Raw genomic sequence first — 21161 nt, 5'->3', positions numbered from 1 at the left:
CGGCCGTTGGCCGAGTGTCTGGAGGATGTTGCCTGTTTCGGTGCCAGGTGATCATCCAGTTCGCGTTGGAAGTTGAGGTCGAGGAGTTCCTCGGCCGGGCCCACTACCAGCGCGCCGGTGCCGCCGCTGATGGTGAGGCCGGTGAGACGGAGCGGGCCGTACCGGTGGTGCGGGGCCGGCACCACAACGGACATCGCGAGGCGACGATCAAGACGACGTCCGGACCGGTGACGGTGGCCCGTCCCAGGGTGCGGGGCACCACGGAGGCGTGCGCTCGCGTCTGTTCGGCACCGCGGTGACGCGGACGAATGCGCTGGAGTCGCTGGTGATCGCCTCGTTCGTCCGCGGCCTGTCCACCCGGGACGTGGAGAACACCCGCGCCGAAGCCCTCGGCTCCGACGCGGCGCTGTCGAAGTCCACGGTCTTCAACATCTGCCAGGCCATCCGCGGCGAGTATGACGCCTGGTGGATGCGCGACCTGACCGGCGTCACGCTGGACTACTTGTTCATCGACGCCTCGCACTTCCGCATGCACCCGAACGCGCCCGCGGAGCCGGTGCTGGCCGTCTGGGGCATCGACACCGACGGCAAACCCGTCTTCATCGGCCTGGAAGCCGCCGCCTTCGAGTCCCACGACGCCTGGGTCAACTTCTCTGCCGGGCTCCTGGATCGCGGGCTGGAGCCTCCGCTGCTGATCATATCCGACGGCGGCAAGGGACTCATCTCCGCCTGCGAGCTCGTCTTGGGCCGGACCCTGCGCCAGTGGTGTCTCATTCATAAATGCCGCAACGTCGTCTCGAAGGTCAGCCTGCACGACCAGGAACAGGTCAAGAAGGAGTTCTGGGAGATCTTCGATACCGCCGCAATCGGCCTTGCCCCGGCCAGCTGCTCGTCGACGCCGTCCAGCGCCGCCTCGGCGACTTCGCGGCGAAGCGGGAGAAGACCTACCCGGCCGCGGCCAATTCCCTTCTGGCCGACTGGAATTCACTCGCCACTTACCTGCGGTGTCCCGCCGAGTACCACAAGCGCATCCGGCACTCCAACTTTATCGAGCGGACCTTCGGCGAGACCCGCCGCCGCGTCAAGGTCATCGGCCGCTTCCCCGGCGAGACCAGCTGCGTCTCCCTCGCCTTCGCCGTCCTGTCCAGGGCTGCCACCGGCTGGCGCGGCTTCACCACCACCCCCGCCACCGTCCGTCAACTCGAACGCATGCGACGCGACTTGCTCCACCCCGCCGAGGCAGAAGTGACCCACCTCGCCCCCAGGCCCCGCGTGTCCCTCACCAAGGCCGCATAACATCGACCCCACGAAACCTGTTCGCGGGTACTTTTACACCACAAACTGGAAGCGGCCGCTCCGGCCGCGAGGCCACAGTGTCCGAGACGGTCCGCGCCCACGGCCTACGCCACTGCCGCTACCGCGGAATCGTCTAGACACACGTGCAACACATCCTCACGGCCGCCGGAACCAACATCATCCGCCTCGCCCAACACGCCCAAGCGGGGCACCGCGCCACTCGGGAGTGTTATGAATCAGGTGGGCACCCACTCAGAAGGGACCCCTGATGGAAGCGAAGAACGGTCACCTGATCGAGGGCGCTGACGGTGTATCGGTTGCGTCGCTGGACGGTGACGTTGACGGTGCCGGTGTGGCATCGAAAGCAACAACTCTGAGCCGTGAGGCGGCGGCTGCGCACGGGCTGAGCCCGCGCCTGCTCGACGAGCTGGCCGAACTCGCCGAGGTCAAGGTCCGCGACGGCGGGCTGAAGCTGATGGGGGGCGGCCTGCTGGTTGAGCTGACCAGGCATCTCATGCAGGCCGCCGTCGAGGCGGAGATGGACCAGCATCTGGGCGAGGAGGCCGCCCGCACCGGTGGCCGGGGCTCTCGTTCTGGCGGCAACGCCCGCAACGGCTACCGGCCCAGGAAGGTCATGACGGAGGTCGGCGCCGTGGCGGTGCAGGTCCCGAGGGACCGGGCCGGGCACGTTCGCCTCCAGCCTGCTGCCGAAGTGTGCGCGGCGGATCGGCGGCTTGGACGAGATGGTCCTCTTCGCAGCGTGATCTGGGGGTCTCCGAAGGCGGAACGGGTGGTCAGCTCCTCCCTGCACCGGAAATTACGGGTGTGCACCTTATCGTCCTCCCTCGGCCGCGTCGTCAACTTGGGCTGAGACCCGGCAATGCCGCCCCAGTCCAAGATGGGGATCATCTGCAGATCGCGCTCAAGAGCGTCGATCAACTCGGGTAAGGGGCTGCCGAACTCCAAGGTTCCGGTCCCACCGGCCACATATGCGCCGCGGACGCGCTGCGGCCTGGGGAATTCCGGAGCACTGTGGCCAAAGGGCGCCATCTTGTGTGGTCCCCACCCCTGCGCGTGGATCGTGGCACCGAGCTGAGGCGCCTGCCTCTTGAGCGCGGAGTAGATGATCCCGCGGCCGGGGGCGATGACGTTGTCCCACGGGATCTCATGGGCCCTGGTGCTGATGTGAACACGAAGTCGCATGCCTCCCCTCCTTTCTGCTGATCAGAGAGCACACGTGTGCCCTTCAAGCCTGGTGGTATCGGTACGAGCTTTACCTAAGAACTCGATACGGAGCGGTATATCTATCACATAGAAACCCCCTGACTCTGACGCCAGTTGAAGGTCTACCAGCGGCCACTGACAGGCGATCGAAATCGATCGCCAAGAGCTAAAAAGGGTCAATGATCGTCAAGTTGGGGTGCGGCCGACGGAATGGGATAGCGTCCGTGGCAGCCGCGCCGCGTCGACCTGACGGGAGCGCCCGACTATTTGAAAACCTCACACCCTCATCGCCCCAGCAAGGGGCAGGGGCATCCCTCGATGCGGGGCGGCCCTCCAGAAAGATCTTGCTTCGCCCTTCGTGTGTGTCTTAATTGGAGGCTTGTGGAAGTCGGATTCGCAGCTAGCCCTGATTCCTGAAGGTGCTAGCAGCATTAGGCATCGGAGGCGCCCGAGCTTCTCCAAAACGCCAGATGCGGCAGCCAAAGGGCACCTGCGAAGAGCGGCATCAGGCAGCCGAAAATCGGCGATCTTTGAGCACCGCTGGAGGGCTTTTAACCAGAAGCGGCAGCCGAAGACGGGGCTGGCGGGCAGGTGCGTCATCAGCCCTGGATGGCTCGCAACCCGACCAGTTGAACGTCCGGAAGGTATCCGTGCCGCGCTGTCATCAGCCCTGGAGGGCTCGCAACCACATCTCCGAGCCGGTCAGTCCGCCGATGCCGGTGGTCGTCATCAGCCCAGGTGAGCTCGCAACATGACCGTGCAGGGGTGGTGGCCGCCCCAGGCATTGGTCGTCATCAGCCTTGGGAGGGCTCGCAACCCGGTCAGGAGGTTGTTGGTGCCGTTTCCGATCGCGTCGTCATCAGCCCTGGACGGCTCGCAACGCCGCCCTCTTCCGTGCGGCCGTCAGTCGTCCTGAGGTCGTCGTCAGCCCAGGAGGGCTCGCAACAGGCGGGAGGGGTGGGGCTCGGCGAGGGTGCGGCCAGTCGTCATCAGGCCTGAAGGCTCGCAACACCCAGGGCACGGCCATCCGCCGGGCCCTCGGGCCCGGGGCGCCATCCGCCCTGCAGGGCTGGCAACACGTGCCCGCAGTAGTGGCACGTCGCCCCCCCCGCCGGGTCGTCATACCCTGGAGGGCTCGCAACGAGGGCACCTGCGCCTCCCCGGGGCGAATCGGCAGGTCGTCATCAGCCCACGAAGGCTCGCAACGGGTACTCGGCGGACGGGACGTGGCCGGTCTCCATGTCGTCATCAGCCCAGGAGGGATCGCAACCGGGGCAGCACGGTCCGGGCGTACCCGGACTCCGCGCCGTCGTCATCAGCCCAGGAGCGTGCGCAACTCGGGCCCGGAACCCACATCACCTACCGGGGCGGCGTCGTCATCAGCCCTGGGCCGGACAACCGGTACTTGGCGACCTCGCGTCTACTCTTGCCCGTGGTGGAGCGCCAAGCCTGGAAGCTGCGTCGAGCCTGAGCCGAAGCGATGGCCGTCCGTTGCTGAGGGCTGGCGGTGGAGTGTTCAGCGGGTGCCGGGGCCATGACCGCTGCGGGACAACGGACCGTGGCGACGATCTGCGTAGTCGCGGACCGTTACGCCGGGTTCCCCCGGGGTGCGCCAAGCTGTGGAGGGCGGCTCCGGCGGAGCGTCGGCTCACCTGGAGCCGATATGCCCCCGGTGACCACACGCGGTGAGTTGTCGCTCCACTCCAGCTGGCATGCCTTGTCACTCGGGAAGAGAAAAGCCCAGTTCACGCAGGCGGGGCAGGCAGGATTCGAGGCACTGCTCCACCGACGCGGCATCGGTACGCACGAGGACATCGTCACGCAACGGGGCGCCACTGGCCACGAACGTCCAGGGCTTCCGCCTCTCTGCCATCCGCTCAGCATCAGCCTTGAACAGCACGGTTATCCCCTGTTCAGCTAGCGCTTCCATGATCGCAATAACGTCCACCAGTGACCCCTCCAGAAGTGCCTCGGACACACCACGTGAACCTATCCGCCCAAGGACAGACCACGAACACGGGCCTTGCCACCCAGAGTGACCAACGAGGACCATCCAAGCTGGAATACGTGACATCTCAACATGCGGGGCTACCAGTCCCGAGGCCCGGGACGCGCAGGATGCCGAGGAGCGGGAGAAGCAGCAACGGCATGTGCGGGCCCGTCAGCGGCTGCTGGCACTGGTCGCCGACGCGATGAAGAGGCTCAGCCCGTACGCGCACCGGGTGACCGCGCAGTACCTCCATGTCGTACAGCCCGCCCCGGTGGGCACCGTGACCGGGCGGGACGGCAGGAAGTACCGGCAGGCAGCGGCCGAGTCGTCGCAGGGTGCGAGGCGGCCAGTCATAGGAAGCCACGGTCGGCAGACCGCTGAAAGCCACACCTCGCACCCCTCGGATGCCCCAACCCTACGAATGGCTGGACCAAACCATGAACAACGTAAGGACCACTGAACCCCTTGGAATTGATCATCTAGGCGCGTCCGCCAGTCGCTGGACGGTTCGGTAGGTCATGCTGAGCTGACGCTGGATTGAGCGTCGGCTGTGGCCTGCTGCCAGCAGCGCATGCACGGCGGCGCGCTTGGCGCTCGTCCGGTCGGCGAACCAGTGTCCGGTGGGCCATGGCGAATCAATGTCGGCCGGTTCAGAGCCAGCGCCCTTTCCGTGGTCGGCTCGGCGGTGGTCGCGCGAGGGCAGGCGCGGTGGCGGGAAAAACGCACCGCTCGGCCGCTTCGCCGCGGTTGCTCGAGCAGCTCGTTCGATGCGCCATCTGTCGCGGGGCACGTTAGGCGCACTCCTCCACGGGAACCGAGGCCGCTCCGCGCCTCAACATGGCACATTGTGGCTATGGCTTCTTCCCCTTCTGCTGTCGATCTGCGTGCCGAACCGGTCGACGAGGTGCTCGACCGGGTCGAGCGGTCTTTGGACGTTCGATCGGAGCGGGGGAATGTGGTGCGCAAGCGTCGCTCGGTCGGCGCGCGCACGGACCGCGGGACCTGGGTGCGGTTGGAGCGCCGGCCTTTGGCGCGGGTCGACGGCCAGGGGTGGAACGGCACGGAGGCCGCGGCAGCGCTGGAGGGCATCGCTATGCCGCGGTGGCTGGCCGGAGTCGCGTGGCGGGACGCGTCAGGCGAGGCGATGTGGCGGGCGGATGAGACGACCCTGCTTCCCGGTGCCCCGGTAAAGCCGGGGGGAACCCTCACCGTCGATCCGCAGCTCCCCGGCGCCTGATGGGGGCAGCTGAACAGGTCCCTGGACGCCCTGGCCGGCCAGACCACCACCCGCATCGCGACGCCGGACACCATCACCATCACTCAAGCCCGGGTCACACAGGAGATCACTTCGACCTTCGGCGACCTCGACACCACCCTCGCGGACTGGAGGCCGGCCCACGCGGACCTGAACTGGGCGAACGTGACGGGCCCGACGTTTTGCCTGTTCGACTGGGAGGACTGGGGCATGGCCCCCAGGGGCCTGGACGCTGCCTCGCTGTGGGGGAATTCTCTGGCGGCCCCCGGCCTTGCGGAACGGGTGTGGCGGGAGCGCCGCGAGGAATTGGGAAGCAGGGACGGGCTGCTGATGGCGCTGTTCTACTGCACGAAGGTCGTCGGCCGCTGGGCAGACGAGGCTGATCCCAAGCTCGCGCCCGCCCGGATCGCGGCTGAACGGATCGTGGGCGAAATTCAGGCCCGTTGACGACGCGAGTGGTCGCGCAGCAGCTTCCGGTACTGGCGCACTGTCGCCTCGTTGGCATTGAGGTGCAGTGCGTCGACCAGCTCACGCAGGTGTTCTGCGTCGTCCGAGCCCACCGCGACCGTGGCGACAGGAGGCAGGAGGCAGGAGGCAGGAGGCAGGAGGCAGGAGGTAGGCGGCGCGGAACGCGGCCTGCACCCGCGAGGCTCCGCGGTGCTCAGGCTGCAGGAACATACGGGCGTCCACCGCTTCCCACACCGCACTGTTCGTACTGCCGCCGAAGGGGCTCATGCCCCATCGCGCCTCCATGCCCAACTGCCACTGCTCGGCCAGAGTCTGCGCGGCATCCAGTGTGGCGATGCCAGCCAGCAGGCCAGCGGGGACCGTGAGCACGGACGGGGCGGGCAACGCACCGTCCACGACGGCAGCCAGCGGCGCCGGATCCCACGACGCGATACCCCACGCCCCGCACAGACCCCCCGCCACGGCGTCCTCCAGTACTGCGCACGCCGCCCCCAGCTTCTCCCGCGCGTCCCTCGGTGTGCCGGGGAGGGAGCGCTCGGGGTTGTGCAGGAAGACCAGATCCGGAGCCCGGCGCAGATCCCGGTTGGTCTGCTCCAGCGCCTGCCGCAGGCGGGCGGCATCGAGCGAGTGCTCTGCGGTGCCGTCGTGGCGAGGGAAGAAGCCGACCTTCGTGGAGAGGGAACACCGGTCCAGGAGACCGCTGCCGAGTCGCGACAGGGCGGCATGGGAAGTGAAATCCCGGTAGTTGAAGCTGGTGTCGATCCGGGTGATGCCTAGGTCGAGGGCGGCGGCCAGCAGGCCGCATTCGTGACGAGATCGGTGTAGCCCGAGGACAATTCGGTGGTCAGGGGCGCGCACAGCTCCTCATCCGTCAAGATCGTCGCCAGTTCTTCGACCTCCGCGCCGACCGCGGTGGCCGCATGGGCCAGGTGTACGGGATGACCGCTCAGCAAGAGTCGGAGGGCGGGCAGGGCCTTGGCGGTGAAAGTGAGCTTCTTTCCGCCGGCCAGCACGTTGACGCTCTCATCGTGCTCGATGATCTGCGGCGAGAATTCGGTGATGCACACGACTGCCTGTAGTGGGCCGAAGATGTCCAGAAAGGGAACGTGGCGGCCCGGGGCGGCGGCTTGTTCGCGGGCCGCAAGGAAGCCAGTGGGGCCGCGGGAGTCGATCAGGGTACGGGCGGCTTCGGCCAGCTCCTGCTGCTGAGCATGCTGGTCGGTGGGGCACCCGCTCCAGCGGTCGAGGTCTCGGCGGAAGACCTCGACCTCGCGGGACCAGTCCGCCAGCCAGGCCAGCCAGTTGACGCCGGTCCGCTTCTCGAACCCAAGCGTCATGTGCATGCTCTGGCCGGTACCGCGTCCGTTGCGGGTGGCCTGGTGCCAGTAGTCGCGGGGGATGTGCATCACGTCCCCGGCCGTCATGCTGCCGGCCCAGATGGTCTCCTGGCTGGGTTCGTCGTTGCGGGCGGCGTCACGGAACATCGGCACCGGCCGTGAGGCTCCGCGCACCTCCCACTCCTTTTCACCGGCAAGCTGGATCACCAGGACGTCGTGGTCATCCCAGTGAAGGTCGAAGCCCGAGGCGTCATTGGTGGTGAGGTAGACGTTGACCTGGACCCGTTCGCGAGACCACCACTGCATGGCCCGGCAGGCGACCTCCATGGTCGGGTCGAAGACGTTTGCCTGATCAAGTACCAGCGTGGCGCCGCCCGCCAGGAGGTGCCTCAGGCGACGCATGTTGACCATGCGGATGCTCTGGCCTCTGCGGTTGACGTCCTGGCTGAAATACGCGCGAGGGTGCAGTTCCTCACCCCCGCGGAAGCAACGGAACTGCGGATTCGTCAGGCTCCGGCGCATCACCATGTCGAGCAGCCGGTTGGCTGTTAGCAACCGCTCCAGCACATCCGGGTGAGCGATGCGCCCACGGGCGAACTGCTCGCCCAGCGGCTCGGGGCCGCTCCACCCCAGCGCTTCCTCGACCTCACGGATAAGCCGGTGCTCCACAGCGCTCCTCTATTTGTGCCGGGGCACGAGCGACGGGCCGTGCGGCGGTTGCCGAACGGCCCGCGGCGGGGCGGTTAACCGGCGGGGTGGTTCAGACCGTCACCGTCGGGCTGGGTGTCGCCTGTGGCGTCCGGTGGCGGGTCGGACATGCTCGCGTCGTTGCGATCGTGGACGCCGGACAGCACCTCGACCGCCACAAGCAGTTCACTGCGCCCTTCGAGCCTTCGCTGATTGCTCATGCGTTCGCTCCCTCCGATGCGAGCCACACACAGTGCCGCCCACGCCTCACGGAGGCAAGCAAAAAGACGCCATGCAGGGTGCTGGTGCCCCGTGGTGGGCTCCGCGGCCTCTGTGGGTGTCGGCGAGAGCACGGGGACGGACCAGCTTCCCCACCGGCGCGCCCGCGATCGCGGACGTCCGTGCCTGCTGTGTATTGAACCCCGCTCAACATGACGAGACGTCAGCAAGCGGGCGTCAGTCGACTACGCCGAGTCCTGAACGAAGAGGGCGCGGTAGTACGCGACTTCCGGTTCGCGCTTCATCCAGATGTTGCCGGTGGGGGTCTCCGTTGTTGCGTTGTCGGACCATCCGGTTGGTTTCCGCTGCGCTCTTCGAGATGCGCGACGAATGGATCGCCTTACCGCGCCGCCACCTCCCCGAAGGTGATATGGGTGATATCTGCCGTAAGCTCTCTTTTGGTTCCTCCGTGCTATCCAACGCACCGAAATGCAGCCGCCAGTTGATCCCCAACAGCATGACGAGGGACACTACCTGGCGGATGCGTGTTCCCGGTCGAGTGGCACTCGCTTCGGTATCCTCCCGTGCAGGTCATCGGAGGCCATCTACCAAAAGATTGCTGGGCAGTTGACCTCAGCGTTTCGTGGTAGCGTCCTTGTTCGAGGGACAATGCAACCTGAAAGGGAAATCGTGAACACGGAGAAGATCGCCGCTCGCCGCCTCTCGCTGGAAGAGGTGACGAAGCTCGGCGTGAAAGACAGGCTCTTCATTTCCGCCGAAACGGCAGAACTCAAGCTTCCCGACTGCTATGTCCCTGCTTTTCTGACCAAGTCCGGTGAGGATTTCGAGGGCGGCTTGATCACGGCGAGAACCGTATTCCAGGAAGAGGTCTCCTGCCTTCCCGACGACGAGAATGAAGCCGGAATCTACTTGGCAGACGAGAACGGCTCGGTGACCATCGAGGTCCTCCAGTCCGCCGGTGTCGTGCTGGACCTGGCGCTTTTCGTCCCTAGTGGGGACAAGGGGGCCCTCACGGCCCTTTACGCTGCGGCCCGGCAGGCCTTCGGTGCCGACGTCGTGCAGATCTGGCGCCAGGGACTCAAGGAGGTTCCCGACGTGAAGGTCGACATCTTCGAGGAGCAGATTCCCCGGGGGCGCAAGGGGAGCGACAGCCCCAAGCGTGACCGTCGCGCGGTCGACACCTACCCCACCCGTGCGGACTTCATCGAGTTCTCCGCGGGGTGGAAGCCGGTCGTTGAGATTCACAGGCCGATTGTTGACGACACCCCGACCATCTGAGGCGGCGTTACCTCTCGGTCTCGGCCTGAGAGAACGCCGTGCGCCGGACCCGGTCGCCCCCTGAGCGGCCCAGGGAGCCGTCGGAAAATAACTTACGAACGCCGAAGCGCCGTTCCACTCGATGACCTCGCGAGACAGCCCGCCTGACCAAGATCAAAGCCTGAAGTTATTCTGCGACAGCCCTCAGGGCTTCGGCGTAGTCGAGTGAGGTCCACTTCGTGCTCAGGCGAGGCCGAGGAGTGTGAGGGGTCGGCGGGCGTCACGCGCATTGCGGCAACGGCCGGAGGCGATGTTCTTCGCGCCGTTCAGTCGCAGGGCGCCGACCGCGAGGTTGCGCCAGGTCGCCATAGCGCGGGGTGCGCTGTCGGTCCGCCACGGCGCACGCGGTCAGGTCGAGGACGACGGCCAGCGTGTGCCGCACTCCTCGCAGCCGGATGATCTGCTATCAGCCCGAACGCCCAGCCCCGCCGCTCATCCCATGCACGAGCGTCATCCGCATCTGCACCCGTCTCTTCAGCCACGCAGGGGTCACCCCCCCCGGCACCGTCGGCTGGCTCCGCCCGACGGTGCGCGGAGACGCAGGCCACCGAGGCGCAATGGACATGAGACAGGAACCGTCCGCTCGCACTCCCTTCACTGCAAGTGGTCACGAAACGGACGCCCGCCGACTACGCCGAAGCCCTGCTCAGGGGATAGCCGTCCGGCGCAAGGCCCTGTGGAAGGGACAGACGGACAGTACGCTGAGAGGGTGGCTCCGCGGCATCCCCCGTCTGTGAAGCCACACTTATGTCCGTCGGTCAGCGGAGTCGGCCGATCCCGAGCGCGACGCCAAACTCGACCGCATCGAGAAGGTGCTGGAACGCTTCCCCGACCGGGTCTTCGCGTTCGACGAGTTCGGCCGGGTGCGCTCTCTCAGACGCTCAACTGACCTGCGAATACCGGATTTGCATCGCGGGGATAATACTCCGCCGGGCGATGGCCGAAGGTGGCCCCCGTGAGGTCAAGGCCGCTGAGCGGCATGTTTGCATGTGTTGGTGATCGTTAACGCACAGGAAATATCCGAGCCGCGGACGTACGTGGACCGCATTCTGGAGCACTGGAACAAGGACGAGGACGCCGAGGCGCTCGTCCAGGGGAAGCAGCGGCTGACCAGAGGGGAAGCCCGGCGGCAGCTGTTCAGGCTGGGGCATGCGCTGCGGGGGCAGGGGCTCGCGCCCGGCGACGGGGTGGGGCTTTTTCTGGCCAACCGTGTCGACTCGGTCCTCGTTCAGCTCGCCGTCCATCTCATCGGCTGCCGCGTCGTCTTCTTGCCGCCCGAGCCGGGGCCCGGCGAGCTCGCCGCGCTCGTCGAGCAGTCCCGGGCGCGCGCCGTGGTCACCGACCCGCTCTTCGCGGAACGGGCCGCCGATGCGGCCGGCCGCAGCGTCCACGCCCCCGCACTGCTCAGCCTCGGCCCTTGTGAGCAGCGGTGCGCGGACCTGCTGGCCCTGGCGGCCGAGTGCCCGGACGCGCGCCCCGACGGTGTACCCGCCCCGGGAGCGGACGAGGCCGTCACCGTCCTCTACACCGGCGGAACCCTGGGCCGCCCCAAGCTTGCCGCGCACACCCACCGGCTCTACGACACGCTGGTCGACCTGGTGACGGATGCCGCGGAGGACTCCGGCCCCGCGTTCTTCCCGGCCATGGACCCGAGCACGGACAGGGTGCTCGCTGCCACGCTGCTCACGCACGGCAGCGGCCATATCACCTCGATCCAGGCCCTGTTGACGGGGTCCGCCCTGGTCGTGCTGCCCGAGTTCGAAGCGGGCGCGGCGCTGACGGTGCTGCGCGAGGAGCGGATCACCGCCACCATGTTCGTGCCGCCCATGATGTACGCGGTTCTCGACCATCCGGAGTGCAAGCCGGGCGTCCTGCCCGCGCTGCGGCGGATCGTCGTGGGCGGCGCGGCCACGTCGCCCAGTCGGCTGCAGCAGGCGGTCGAGGTCTTCGGGCCGGTGCTCGGCCAGGGCTACGGGCAGTCGGAGGCGCTCGGCATCGCCGCGTTCGGCGCGGAGGAGCTCGCTTCGGAGTGTGCCCTGCGCCCCGAGCTCTGGCGCAGCTGCGGTCGCGCGATATCCGACACCGAGATCGAGATCCGTGCCGAGGACAGCACTGCGGCGTTGCCCGTTAGGCAGGTCGGCGAGGTGTGTGTCCGGGGCAACGCGGTGATGCTCGGCTACTACGAGGACCCGGAGCGCACCGCGGCGGCACTGCAGGACGGCTGGCTGCGCACCGGGGACATGGGTTATCTCGACGCCGAGGGCTACCTCTATCTCGTCGACCGGGCCAAGGACATCATCGTCACCGGCAGCACCAGCGACAACGTCTACTCCCGGGTCCTGGAGGATTTCCTTCTCACGCTGCCCGGTGTGCGCAACGCGGCGGCGCTGGGTGTGCCGGACGAGGAGTACGGGGAGGCCGTACAGATCTTCCTGGCCACGGCCGCGGGCGCTGACGTCGACCCGGAGGCGGTCGGCGCGGCGGTGACCGCCGAGTTGGGTGAGCTGTACACGCCCCGCAAGACGGTGCTGCTTGACCAGCTGCCGACGACCAAGGTCGGCAAGGTGGACAAGAAGGCGCTGCGCGCCGCGTGGACGAGCGGCGCCTTGGCCACGCCATAGGCTCTGTTGTTATGGAGGCACCCGGCCGGTTCGGGGTCAAGTGCACTGTGAACACAGGGTGGTTGTGGCGCGCCTCGACCGGTTGCGCCTCCCCTGTGAAAGAGCGGAAGTGCGGCGCAGCTGTCCTCTCGGTGCCCTGCCGGGAGGTCGCAGAGGCTGTGTTCGTGCTGGAGCCTCCCGGTCTCGATCCTTTCACCGAGGGACACGTCGCCATCTGGATCCCGGACGGGTGGGTCACCCTCGGTGACGAGCGTGCTGACCTGGGGAAACCACCAGGCGTTGCCAGAAGGCTCGAAGGGCGTTTCTGTCAGTGGCCGCCCACAGCAAGCCACCGCTGCCCGTACGTTGGCCCTCCACGCTCCGCCGCCCCTCTCAGGGGCAAACAGGGACGGCGGTCGACTGTTGGGGGAACTCCTCGAAGCCGCTGGTGACTTCGGCGTCGAATGCAACGGCTGAGTCGGCATCAGCTTTGATGCCGACGGGGCTACGTACAGCAGACTCGCCGACCTAGCCCGGTTGAAAGCGGCCCAACTCTGAGCACCCGCATGGCCTCCAGTGGGGAGACGGTACGTGTGAGATGTGTCATCCGTAGTGCCGTATCCCCGGGAAGCCCTCGCCGCCCGCCGGGCCCACAAGGTCGACCAGGTCATCCGCGGGATCGCCGGTTTGGCTAACCGGCGATCCCGCGCTATGTGGTTCCGCTCTGGTGATCAGCGTGAACGGCTGGCAGTGGGGATGGCTACGACTGCCGGCGTGGCCGGCGGGGTGGTGCCGAGAGTCGTCTTGCGTTCGCGGCCCGCGGGGTGCGTCTGACGGGTGCCGACTCCGTGGGCGAGGATCTCGGAGAGGCCGGCCAGCAGCGAACTCGGGGTGTGCGGGGACGCTGTGAGGGTCCAGGTGGGCTGGTCGACGCTCGGGCCGGCCCAGATGGTCCAGGTGGCGAGGGCGCTGCTCGGCTTCTGGGCAGCGAAGGCGTCGAAGAGAACTCCCGCGTCCTTTGACGGGTTCGTCCAGCGGATCCAGCGCCCGTCGACCGTGTGCGTCCAGCCTGCCTCAACGAGCGGCTTGGTGGCGGCGGCGACGGACTTCTCATCCACGGCGCCGCCGACGGCTGTGTCCCATCCGTCACCGTCGGCGAGGTGGTCCAGCAGCTCCTGCAGCACGGGGCGGGTGTCGCTCCAGTCGCGGTGAGGTGCCACATGCGGTCTGAGACCGGCGTCTCGTAGGCGGCCACGGTCCAGGCGGTCTCGTGGGCGGGGGCGTCGTGGATGCGCTCGATGCGCAGGGTCTGGGATTCGTGGATGGCGTGGGTGGTCTCGTCTGACCCGGTGCGCCACTTCGACCATTCGCCGTGTGCGTCGAGGAATTCGTCAAGGAGGGCGTCGTGGTCGCCGGGATCGGCGGCGTAGGCGGGTACGGTCTCCGGCTCCGGGCGGGGAGGCTCGGGCCCGGCGGGAGGTGCGTTGAGTGAGGTCCGGGCTTCGTCAGCGGCGCGCTCGGTGTCGGTCATCGGCGCGGGGCCGGGACGCATGGTGTCGCCGTGGAGCCGCTCGAAGGCGACCAGCGCCTGGGCGGGTGAGTCGAAGAGGTGCTCTACCTGTCGCCGACGGTCCTCGCCGTGGAGATGGACGCTCTTGCCGCTGTCGAGGTAGGTCCCGACCGCGACCGTGGTGCGGCTGTCCAGGGCGTGGGCGTGAATGAGGAGGCGACCGTGACGGATGTCGTCAAAGATCGTCTGTGCCTCGGCGAAGATCTCCCGGAGCTGGGCGAGGGTACTCCAGGGCTTTGAGTCGGTGGCCAACGCCCACTCAACGTCGATGGCTTCCCGGAGCCACGGCGTGATCTCGACGGCGATCCCCGAGGTGATCAGTTCCCGGGCGGCGTCCTCGGCCCAGTAAGGCTCCTCGTGGTCGATGCGGGCCAGCACCAGGGTGTTCTTGGCGGCGACGTGCCAGTCGGCGGCCTCCAGGCCCACGTGGGCTATGTGAGCCTGGGCGCCGGTAAGGGCGGCAATCACAGCGCTGGGGTGCGTGGGGTGGATGTCGAGGCGGACAGGGGCGTCGATGGAGGGGGGTGTCACCAAGGAGTGCTCTTTCTGCCGGTGCCGGGCAAAGGGAGCCGGCCAGCGGCGGGCTTGGGTCAGCGGAAGGTGCGTGCTGCGGGCGGAGCCGTGGTCCGTGGTGGACCGGCCCGGGGCGCCGCCGTGCCCCTGATGCGCGCGGGTTTGCTCACCGGCGCGGGTGAGGTGGCGTGCTGCCACCGGATACGTACGGCGGACAGATCGGCGAGAGCGCGGCGGCTGCCGGTGATGAGCTGGTACGGCGTGCTGGCCGGGTCCTCGGCGAATGCCTCGATGCGCCCACCGATGCGGCGACCCCGGGGACGGAGCGCTGGAGGACCCGCTCGCCCCAGGACTCCGGGGAGCCGACCGGTCCGGCGAGGAGGTCGAGCAGCTCACTCGGCTCGGCCCCGGCGCCGAGGAGGCCACGGTGCTGCGCCTCCCACAGGGCCGTCACGGGGTCGACGGGGGTATCGCGCCGCGTCAGGGCGACCAGGCACTGCCACAGCCCGGCATGCAGAGGGTGCGTGAAGTCGTCGGGCTGCAACCACCTCATGATGGTCCGCACGTCGCGGATCCCGAGACGATGGGCGAGCCAAACCGCCGAGATCACGCCGCCGCGCATGATGCCTACCACGGCTTGCCGATGCGGAGGCTGGGTGGAGATTCGCCCAGCCCCGGTGCGTCGACAGGCAGGCACCCGCCCGGCTGGACCTCCGTGCGGGGCCGATGGAGCGGGGCGTTCCGCCGCACCGGAGACCCACCAGGATTCAGTTGCGACCAGAAGACTCTTCGTCTCACCTCGTCTCACGCATCTCTCACAAACGAGAGCGCACGGGGGCACGCAAGAGCCTCTGACCTGGATATTCGCTGTCGCCACGGACCACGGCGGACCAGGTGGACATTATATAGGCTAGGACTGGATTCTAGTGATCAAGTCAAATGCCCAGGTCAGAGGCTGTTTTTGCTGTTCGCCGAGGGCTGATATCTCACATATTGATTGCTGGAACTGCGGCACGAGGTCGAGATCCTTCGGATGACCGGGCGGGTCGTCGAGTGCTCGATCGACGAGATGGACCGCCCGCGGGTATCCAAGGACGCCGTCCTGCGGATCCGCCGACCGAGCCGGAGGGCAGGCGCTGTTCGCCGGCTGGGGTGGCGAGCTGGCGACCTGCCGCAAGTTCGCCCTCACCGCACGGAACTACACCGCATCGAAACTGATGTCACAGGTCGGACTCAGGGTGAGCGAGGCCTGCAAACTCGACCTGGCCGACATCAAGTGGGACCTGGGCCCTTCGGCAAGCTCCATGTGCGTCACGGCGAGGGCGCCCGCGGCTCGGGCCCGCGCGAGTGGATGGTGCCGCTGATCAACGGCGCCGACCGCATGCTGCGGTGGTTCGGCACCATGGTGACGCGGACGAATGCGCTGGAGTCGCTGGTGATCGCCTCGTTCGTCCGCGGCCTGTCCACCCGGGACGTGGAGAACACCCGCGCCGAAGCCCTCGGCTCCGACGCGGCGCTGTCGAAGTCCACGGTCTTCAACATCTGCCAGGCCATCCGCGGCGAGTATGACGCCTGGTGGATGCGCGACCTGACCGGCGTCACGCTGGACTACTTGTTCATCGACGCCTTGCACTTCCGCATGCACCCGAACGCGCCCGCGGAGCCGGTGCTGGCCGTGGGGCATCGACACCGACGGCAAACCCGTCTTCATCGGCCTGGAAGCCGCCGCCGAAGGAGTTCTGGGAGATCTTCGATACCGCCGCACTCGGTCTTGCCTCGGCCGGCTGCTCGTCGACGCCGCCTCGGCGACTTCGCGGCGAAGCGGGAGAAGACCTACCCGGCCGCGGCCAATTCCCTTCTGGCCGACTGGAATTCACTCGCCACTTACCTGCGGTGTCCCGCCGAGTACCACAAGCGCATCCGGCGCTCCAACTTTATCGAGCGGACCTTCGGCGAGACCCGCCGCCGCGTCAAGGTCATCGGCCGCTTCCCCGGCGAGACCAGCTGCGTCTCCCTCGCCTTCGCCGTCCTGTCCAGGGCTGCCACCGGCTGGCGCGGCTTCACCACCACCCCCGCCACCGTCCGTCAACTCGAACGCATGCGACGCGACTTGATCCACCCCACCGAGGCAGAAGTGACCCACCTCGCCCCCAGGCCCCGCGTGTCCCTCACCAAGGCCGCCATAACATCGACCCCACGAAACCTGTTCGCGGGTACTTTTACACCACAAACTGGAAGCGGCCGCTCCGGCCGCGAGGCCACAGTGTCCGAGACGGTCCGCGCCCACGGCCTACGCCACTGCCGCTACCGCGGAATCGTCTAGACACACGTGCAACACATCCTCACGGCTGCCGGGCTTGGGTCGGGGCCGGCGCCGGTCGGCCTGCCGCTGGGCGGCGTGAGGGCGATAGCCCCATCGGGTGTGGTCCCCACGCAGGGGCATGCCGTTGCGGCGGATTTCCCGGCTGATGGTGGAAGGGCTGCGGCTCAGCTCGGCGGCGATGGCCCGGACGGATGCCTTCTCCCGCAGCCGGTCGGCGATGTGGATGCGCCCGTCGTCCCGCAGGTACCTCGTCGCCGAGGGCTCGGGCTCCTGCTCTACCAGAGCAGGAACCCGCCGCCGCTTCGGGTCCATCCGGCCGTTTCGCCATTCACGGCCGGTCCGTTCATGGACGCCGACGCGTCGGCTTGCCTCTTTGTTGGTCAGCCCCATCTGCACGAGCCGGAAGTATTCCTCCCGCTCGGCTTGGAGCTTCACAGGCCCCTGAGCCTTGCGGACCTTACGGATCGCGAAGTCCATCGCACCCCTTGAGCTGGGGTGTTGCGACGACCACCGGAACCGAAGGTTAATCGGCGGGGCCTCTCGCTGCTAATGCTGCCTAGTCCGAAAAGCATGGTATCGGGCAGCGCGTCCACGTTGCACGCACATTTCCTCCCCGGAAAGGTCAGCAACTAAGTGATCGGCCAGGTCATTGAAGGCCTGAGCACTCCGCATACAAACGCTGTGCCGTATTGAGGTCCCTTCGGTAGCTCCAATCGTCTTTGGGGGAGGAGTCCAGAACGGCACTGAAGAACTCCACGGCACCTGACGTCAGCGCCGCGAGAATATCCTTCTCGCGGCCTACAGCGGCCCGCTTATCTTCTCGGTCGGTAAACTTCACCAAAGCGTCTCCGTGGCCCATCTTTTTGAGGCTGAACATGAAACCGCGCTCCGGGAAATTGAGCACTCCGCTCCGATCCTTCATGAATCCTTCGATATAGGTGAGGATCAAGGACCAGAGCGCATCGATCGTGTCGGTGTCACTGCGTCCGAGGATCAGAGTGTCACCGATATGGAGTTCGATCCCCCCCTGGATTCGCTGATCACGGGAGAAGGCGATCTCGGAGATTTCGATCGGTGTGAATTCTCGCAGATTGGAAACCGCGAAGGTTCGCACTTTAACCGTCACTGATTTGTCGCGTGCCATGCTGTACCTGCCGTTCGGGCTGCTCTTACGGGAGTGGATAGAATTGGCCGACTACGCCATCTCCGAAGCCAAGGACATATTGGTGTCCCTGGTATTCTCCGTACACTTTGTCCCACTTCCCCTGGGAGTATTCCGAGTTGCTCAGCTTTTGCTGATTCTGCCTCATTACTGAGGATATCGCGTCCTTGACGTCCTCAATGCTCATCCGCTTGTCGAACAAGGTGTTTCTGCCGGGATTTCCCCGAAGGTAGGCAGGGTGGTGCTCTTCGAGTATATGGGTGAGGTCCTGTTTCCGGAGCAGGAAGGAGTTGTCGCCGAAAGTAAAGTCCTGACTATGCCACCTCTTGAGGGCGCTGCCGACCCCACAGTTTGCATTGTGAACGAGTATCGGCGTAGTTCCCGCCAGCACATAGTACGTGTGCAGGTCATCGACGGTGAGGTTGTACGTACGTGCGTGCTTGTCGAAGGGCCGATTGGCTTGGACGGGAACGGCGGTTCCCCTGTTGCTCTGGAGGCTGGTTCCCGGTGTGAGTTGCTGTGCCGTGAGCCAGCGGTGGCGGGATTTGCTCCAGAAGGGGTGCTCGTAGGTGGCGGTGAGTTTACGCGGGCCGTTGGGGGTGGTGAGTGTGAGTTCGTTGAAGTGTTTGTCTTCTTCGGTGACGATCCGGCGCGTTACCTTGCGTGGAGTGGTTTCGCCGGTTTGAGGGTCGGTTGCGAGTACCGTCTCGCCTGGTTCGACATCCTCGATGTTGCGTGTGGAGGCGTCGCCCATGAGGACTTTGGTGCCCGCAGGGAAGCACTGGGTGCATCCCAAGTAGATTGCTCGCAGTGCTTCGTAGGCGCGTGAGAGGAGTTTGAGCTTGGTGCCGAAAGCGGCGTCCCGTGCGAGTTGTGTGCAGGCGTCGAAGTCTCCGGTGTGGAAGCACTCCTGGAGCATGCCAATGCCGATGAGGTCCTTCTCGAATTTCCATATCTTCTGGAGGCCGGGTTCGAGCTTCGTTCCGGCGGAGAGCATGGTGCAGTAGCCCCAGTTGCGTATGCACCAGCTGGGGAAGTTGTGGGCGGCGTCGCAGCCCATGACTCCGCACATGTACTGATCGCGGGCGATCTTCCCGGGATCCTTGGCGGCCTTCTTCTTGGCTTCGGCCTCGGCCTTGCGCTGGGCCTCGGCCTCGGCCTTGAACTTGTCGGCGGCGATGTCGAATGCGTCGCCGGCCGCCTTGTGGGCGGCGGTGGCGTCCTTACCAGCCGCGGTGGCGGAGTCGTGGGCGCGACGTGCTTCGGCCCACGCAGTGTTGGCGGAGACGTGCGCCAGTTGTGCGGAGACCGCTGCGTCGGCGGAGGAAGTCGCGGCGTTGGACGCCGCTTGGTTGGCGTCAGCCTCGGCCTTGCGAGCGGTCTTGGCGGACTCGGCAGCGCGCGCTGCGGAGGCTTCGGCCTCCTTGGCGGACTTCGCTGCGTCGGCGGCGGAGTCCTTTGCCGTATCGGCCGACGCCTGGGCCTGTTTGGCGTACTTCTTGGCCTCTTCGGTCTTCCTCGCCGCGAGGGCGGCGACCTTGCGGGCCTCGGCGGCATTCTGCTGGGCGGTCGCCGCCGTACGTGCGGCTTCGGCGATGAGCTGCTGGACGCGGGCAGTGTGGGTGGCGGCCAGCAGATCCTTGCGTTGCGCGGAGTACTGCCCGGACTCGATGAAGGAGTGCAGCAGCTGCGGCGGGCTTTCCAGGGCGATGCGACCTGCGGCCTTCATCTCCGGCCCGCCGCTGTTGATCAGCTGGGCTGCGCGAACCCGTTCGTCCTCCGTGCGGGCGGTGTACTGCCCGCTGGCCAGGAACCCGTAGTACTTGTCGGTGGATCCGGAGTTCAGCGCGGCCCGACCAGACTCGCGCACTCCGGGACCGCCGTCATTAATGACCTGCGCGATCTCGACGCGGAAGTCCTCCCTGCCCGCCTGATACTGACCGGTGGCCAGGAACGCATTGACCTGTGCCGCGTCACCCTTGAGCGCTTGCTCGGCGGCGGTACGCACCGCCTCCAGCGGGCTCTCGCCGGCGAGTCGCCCGACGTCGACGCGGTCGTCCTGCTGGGCGGCCTGCTTCCAGCCGGTGTGGACGTACTCGGCAACATCGTCATCGGTACCGCCCAGGGCCGCCTCGGCGGCCGCCTGGCTCCAGGGGCCGCCGGACTTCATCGCCAGCAGCGCGGCCTTACGTCCCTTGGCCACGACGCCCTTGGGGTTGGCGCCGTCCTGGCCGGCCTCGGCCGCCAAACGCTGCGCGTCTGTCTGGAACTTCTGGAGCTCCTCGGCCGCATTGGTCCGGTCGGTCTGCAACTGGTCGTTGTCCGTCTTGAGGTCCTTGGCGTGCTCGATCCCCTCGTTGGTGCGCGTGAGGATCTCCGCGGCCTCGAACTCCCGCGCCAGGCCGTAGATGTCCTTCGCCTTGTCGACCGCCGCGCTTGCTGCGTCGGCGTCCTCCTGAGCAGCGTCGGCGGCAGCGGCGGACTTGGTCGCCGCGTTTGCGGCTTCACCGGCATGATCGGCAGCTGCTTCGGCGGCGTCGGCGGCCGCATTGGCGTGTTTGGCTGCCGACCTGGCGGCATCGCGAGCCTGGCCTGCGGCGGTTGCTGCCTTGCGGGCCAGGGAGGTGGCGGCGTTCGCGGCGCGGGTGGCCTCATCGGCATGACGACGGGCTTCCGCCGCAGCGCGGCGTGCCTCAGCCGCACTTGCATCGGACTGACCGGCGTAATTACCCGCCGCTTCGGCGGCGTTGGCGGCATCCTGGGCGTTGGCGCCGGCGGCCACGGCGTCCTGGGCGGCATCACCGGCGGCCGTCGCGGCCTTGTTTGCCTCGTCGGCGGCGTCCGCTCCCGCGCTGGCATTCTTGGCTGCGGCCCGGGCGTCAGTAGCCGCCTTTCGCGCTGCGGAGGCATCGCTCGCATTGATGGCAGCAGCGGCTGCGGCACCACGGGCCCGAGAAGCGGCCTGGGCAGCTCCGGCTGCGGCAGACGCCGCCCGAGCCGCGGCGTTCGCTGCGATGCGCGCCGAATGCGTGGCCGCTCGCGCCGCACCAATGGCCTCCTGCGCGGCAGACGCCGCCTGAGACGCTGCCGAAGCAGCTCGCTGCGCTGCAGCAGCGGCCATCCGGGAGTCATCCTTGGAAGCCTCTGCCTCCGTTGCCGCCTTCTTGGACCGTTCCCAC

15 protein-coding genes and 6 pseudogenes are annotated in these 21161 nt (G+C 67.2%); 10 read left to right on the top strand and 11 right to left on the bottom strand.

Features of this window, described 5'->3' with window-relative positions; translation table 11 throughout:
- Positions 1–65: 65 nt before the first annotated feature.
- The 4 genes and pseudogenes from OHS81_RS01985 to OHS81_RS37300 form a co-directional block, all read left to right on the top strand.
- The gene (locus tag OHS81_RS01985; protein ID WP_328381834.1) at positions 66–299 is read left to right on the top strand and encodes a hypothetical protein; all 234 of its coding nucleotides are present in this window, start codon (positions 66–68) and stop codon (positions 297–299) included.
- A pseudogene (locus OHS81_RS37310) lies at positions 269–820 on the top strand (transposase); the annotation flags it as partial. The gene OHS81_RS01985 and the pseudogene OHS81_RS37310, both read left to right, overlap by 31 nt.
- Entirely contained in the window at positions 781–1296 is a 516-nt protein-coding gene (locus OHS81_RS37305; protein ID WP_443058825.1) for a transposase, read from the top strand. The pseudogene OHS81_RS37310 and the gene OHS81_RS37305, both read left to right, overlap by 40 nt.
- A gap of 373 nt (positions 1297–1669) precedes the next feature.
- Positions 1670–2048 (top strand): annotated as a pseudogene (locus OHS81_RS37300) (transposase); the annotation flags it as partial.
- Between the two features lie 2192 nt (positions 2049–4240).
- Here the strand turns inward: OHS81_RS37300 and OHS81_RS01970 are convergent.
- On the bottom strand, positions 4241–4498 hold the full coding sequence (locus tag OHS81_RS01970) for a hypothetical protein (RefSeq protein WP_328381828.1): 258 nt from the start codon (positions 4496–4498) through the stop codon (positions 4241–4243).
- A gap of 856 nt (positions 4499–5354) precedes the next feature.
- Between OHS81_RS01970 and OHS81_RS01965 the strand changes: the two are divergent.
- A pseudogene (locus OHS81_RS01965) lies at positions 5355–6212 on the top strand (hypothetical protein).
- A gap of 81 nt (positions 6213–6293) precedes the next feature.
- Here OHS81_RS01965 and OHS81_RS01960 read toward each other — a convergent pair.
- From OHS81_RS01960 to OHS81_RS01950, 3 genes are all read right to left on the bottom strand, one after another.
- A complete protein-coding gene (locus tag OHS81_RS01960) occupies positions 6294–7091 on the bottom strand; it encodes an aldo/keto reductase (RefSeq protein WP_328381827.1) in 798 nt (265 codons plus the stop codon).
- Positions 7007–8239: a JmjC domain-containing protein gene (locus OHS81_RS01955; protein ID WP_328381825.1), complete on the bottom strand. Its 1233-nt coding sequence runs from the start codon at positions 8237–8239 to the stop codon at positions 7007–7009. The genes OHS81_RS01960 and OHS81_RS01955 overlap by 85 nt, the downstream gene beginning before the upstream one ends.
- Positions 8240–8313: 74 nt before the next feature.
- Positions 8314–8478, bottom strand: a complete 165-nt coding sequence (locus OHS81_RS01950) for a hypothetical protein (RefSeq protein ID WP_167538004.1) — start codon at positions 8476–8478, stop codon at positions 8314–8316.
- A gap of 688 nt (positions 8479–9166) precedes the next feature.
- On the opposite strand from OHS81_RS01950, the gene OHS81_RS01945 reads away from it, so the two are divergent.
- A complete protein-coding gene (locus tag OHS81_RS01945) occupies positions 9167–9775 on the top strand; it encodes a hypothetical protein (protein ID WP_030992798.1) in 609 nt (202 codons plus the stop codon).
- Between the two features lie 222 nt (positions 9776–9997).
- On the opposite strand, the gene OHS81_RS01940 is transcribed toward OHS81_RS01945, so the two are convergent.
- On the bottom strand, positions 9998–10123 hold the full coding sequence (locus OHS81_RS01940; protein ID WP_328381821.1) for a hypothetical protein: 126 nt from the start codon (positions 10121–10123) through the stop codon (positions 9998–10000).
- A gap of 455 nt (positions 10124–10578) precedes the next feature.
- Between OHS81_RS01940 and OHS81_RS01935 the strand changes: the two are divergent.
- A pseudogene (locus tag OHS81_RS01935) lies at positions 10579–10674 on the top strand (transposase); the annotation flags it as partial.
- 135 nt (positions 10675–10809) lie between these two features.
- Positions 10810–12435 (top strand): AMP-binding protein, encoded by a 1626-nt coding sequence (locus OHS81_RS01930; RefSeq protein WP_328381819.1) that lies wholly within the window; start codon positions 10810–10812, stop codon positions 12433–12435.
- A 710-nt stretch (positions 12436–13145) separates the two neighbouring features.
- Here the strand turns inward: OHS81_RS01930 and OHS81_RS01925 are convergent.
- Together OHS81_RS01925 and OHS81_RS01920 are read right to left on the bottom strand one after the other, a co-directional pair.
- Complete coding sequence (locus tag OHS81_RS01925) at positions 13146–13634, bottom strand: DUF317 domain-containing protein (RefSeq protein WP_328381817.1); 489 nt, start codon at positions 13632–13634, stop codon at positions 13146–13148.
- Between the two features lie 23 nt (positions 13635–13657).
- Positions 13658–13945, bottom strand: a pseudogene (locus OHS81_RS01920) (DUF317 domain-containing protein); the annotation flags it as partial.
- Between the two features lie 78 nt (positions 13946–14023).
- On the opposite strand from OHS81_RS01920, the gene OHS81_RS01915 reads away from it, so the two are divergent.
- Positions 14024–14224 (top strand): hypothetical protein, encoded by a 201-nt coding sequence (locus OHS81_RS01915; protein ID WP_328381815.1) that lies wholly within the window; start codon positions 14024–14026, stop codon positions 14222–14224.
- 439 nt (positions 14225–14663) lie between these two features.
- Here the strand turns inward: OHS81_RS01915 and OHS81_RS01910 are convergent, their stop codons facing one another.
- Positions 14664–15041 carry a DnaB-like helicase N-terminal domain-containing protein gene (locus tag OHS81_RS01910; protein ID WP_328381812.1) on the bottom strand — a complete coding sequence of 126 codons (378 nt, stop codon included), beginning with the start codon at positions 15039–15041 and terminating at the stop codon, positions 14664–14666.
- Positions 15042–15773: 732 nt separating this feature from the next.
- Between OHS81_RS01910 and OHS81_RS01905 the strand changes: the two genes are divergently transcribed.
- Positions 15774–16820, top strand: coding sequence for a transposase (locus OHS81_RS01905; RefSeq protein ID WP_328381810.1), 1047 nt, complete (start codon positions 15774–15776; stop codon positions 16818–16820).
- Between the two features lie 27 nt (positions 16821–16847).
- Here the strand turns inward: OHS81_RS01905 and OHS81_RS01900 are convergent.
- The 3 genes and pseudogenes from OHS81_RS01900 to OHS81_RS01890 all read right to left on the bottom strand — a co-directional run.
- A pseudogene (locus OHS81_RS01900) lies at positions 16848–17297 on the bottom strand (helix-turn-helix domain-containing protein); the annotation flags it as partial.
- Positions 17298–17466: 169 nt separating this feature from the next.
- Complete coding sequence (locus OHS81_RS01895; protein ID WP_328381808.1) at positions 17467–17964, bottom strand: hypothetical protein; 498 nt, start codon at positions 17962–17964, stop codon at positions 17467–17469.
- A 25-nt stretch (positions 17965–17989) separates the two neighbouring features.
- Positions 17990–21103, bottom strand: coding sequence for a polymorphic toxin-type HINT domain-containing protein (locus tag OHS81_RS01890; RefSeq protein ID WP_328381806.1), 3114 nt, complete (start codon positions 21101–21103; stop codon positions 17990–17992).
- Positions 21104–21161 lie beyond the last annotated feature (58 nt).

Source organism: Streptomyces sp. NBC_00400 (assembly GCF_036048035.1).
GTDB lineage: Bacteria > Actinomycetota > Actinomycetes > Streptomycetales > Streptomycetaceae > Streptomyces.
The sequence above is the reverse complement of the archived record's forward strand: the minus strand, read 5'-3'. Positions and strand labels throughout refer to the sequence as shown.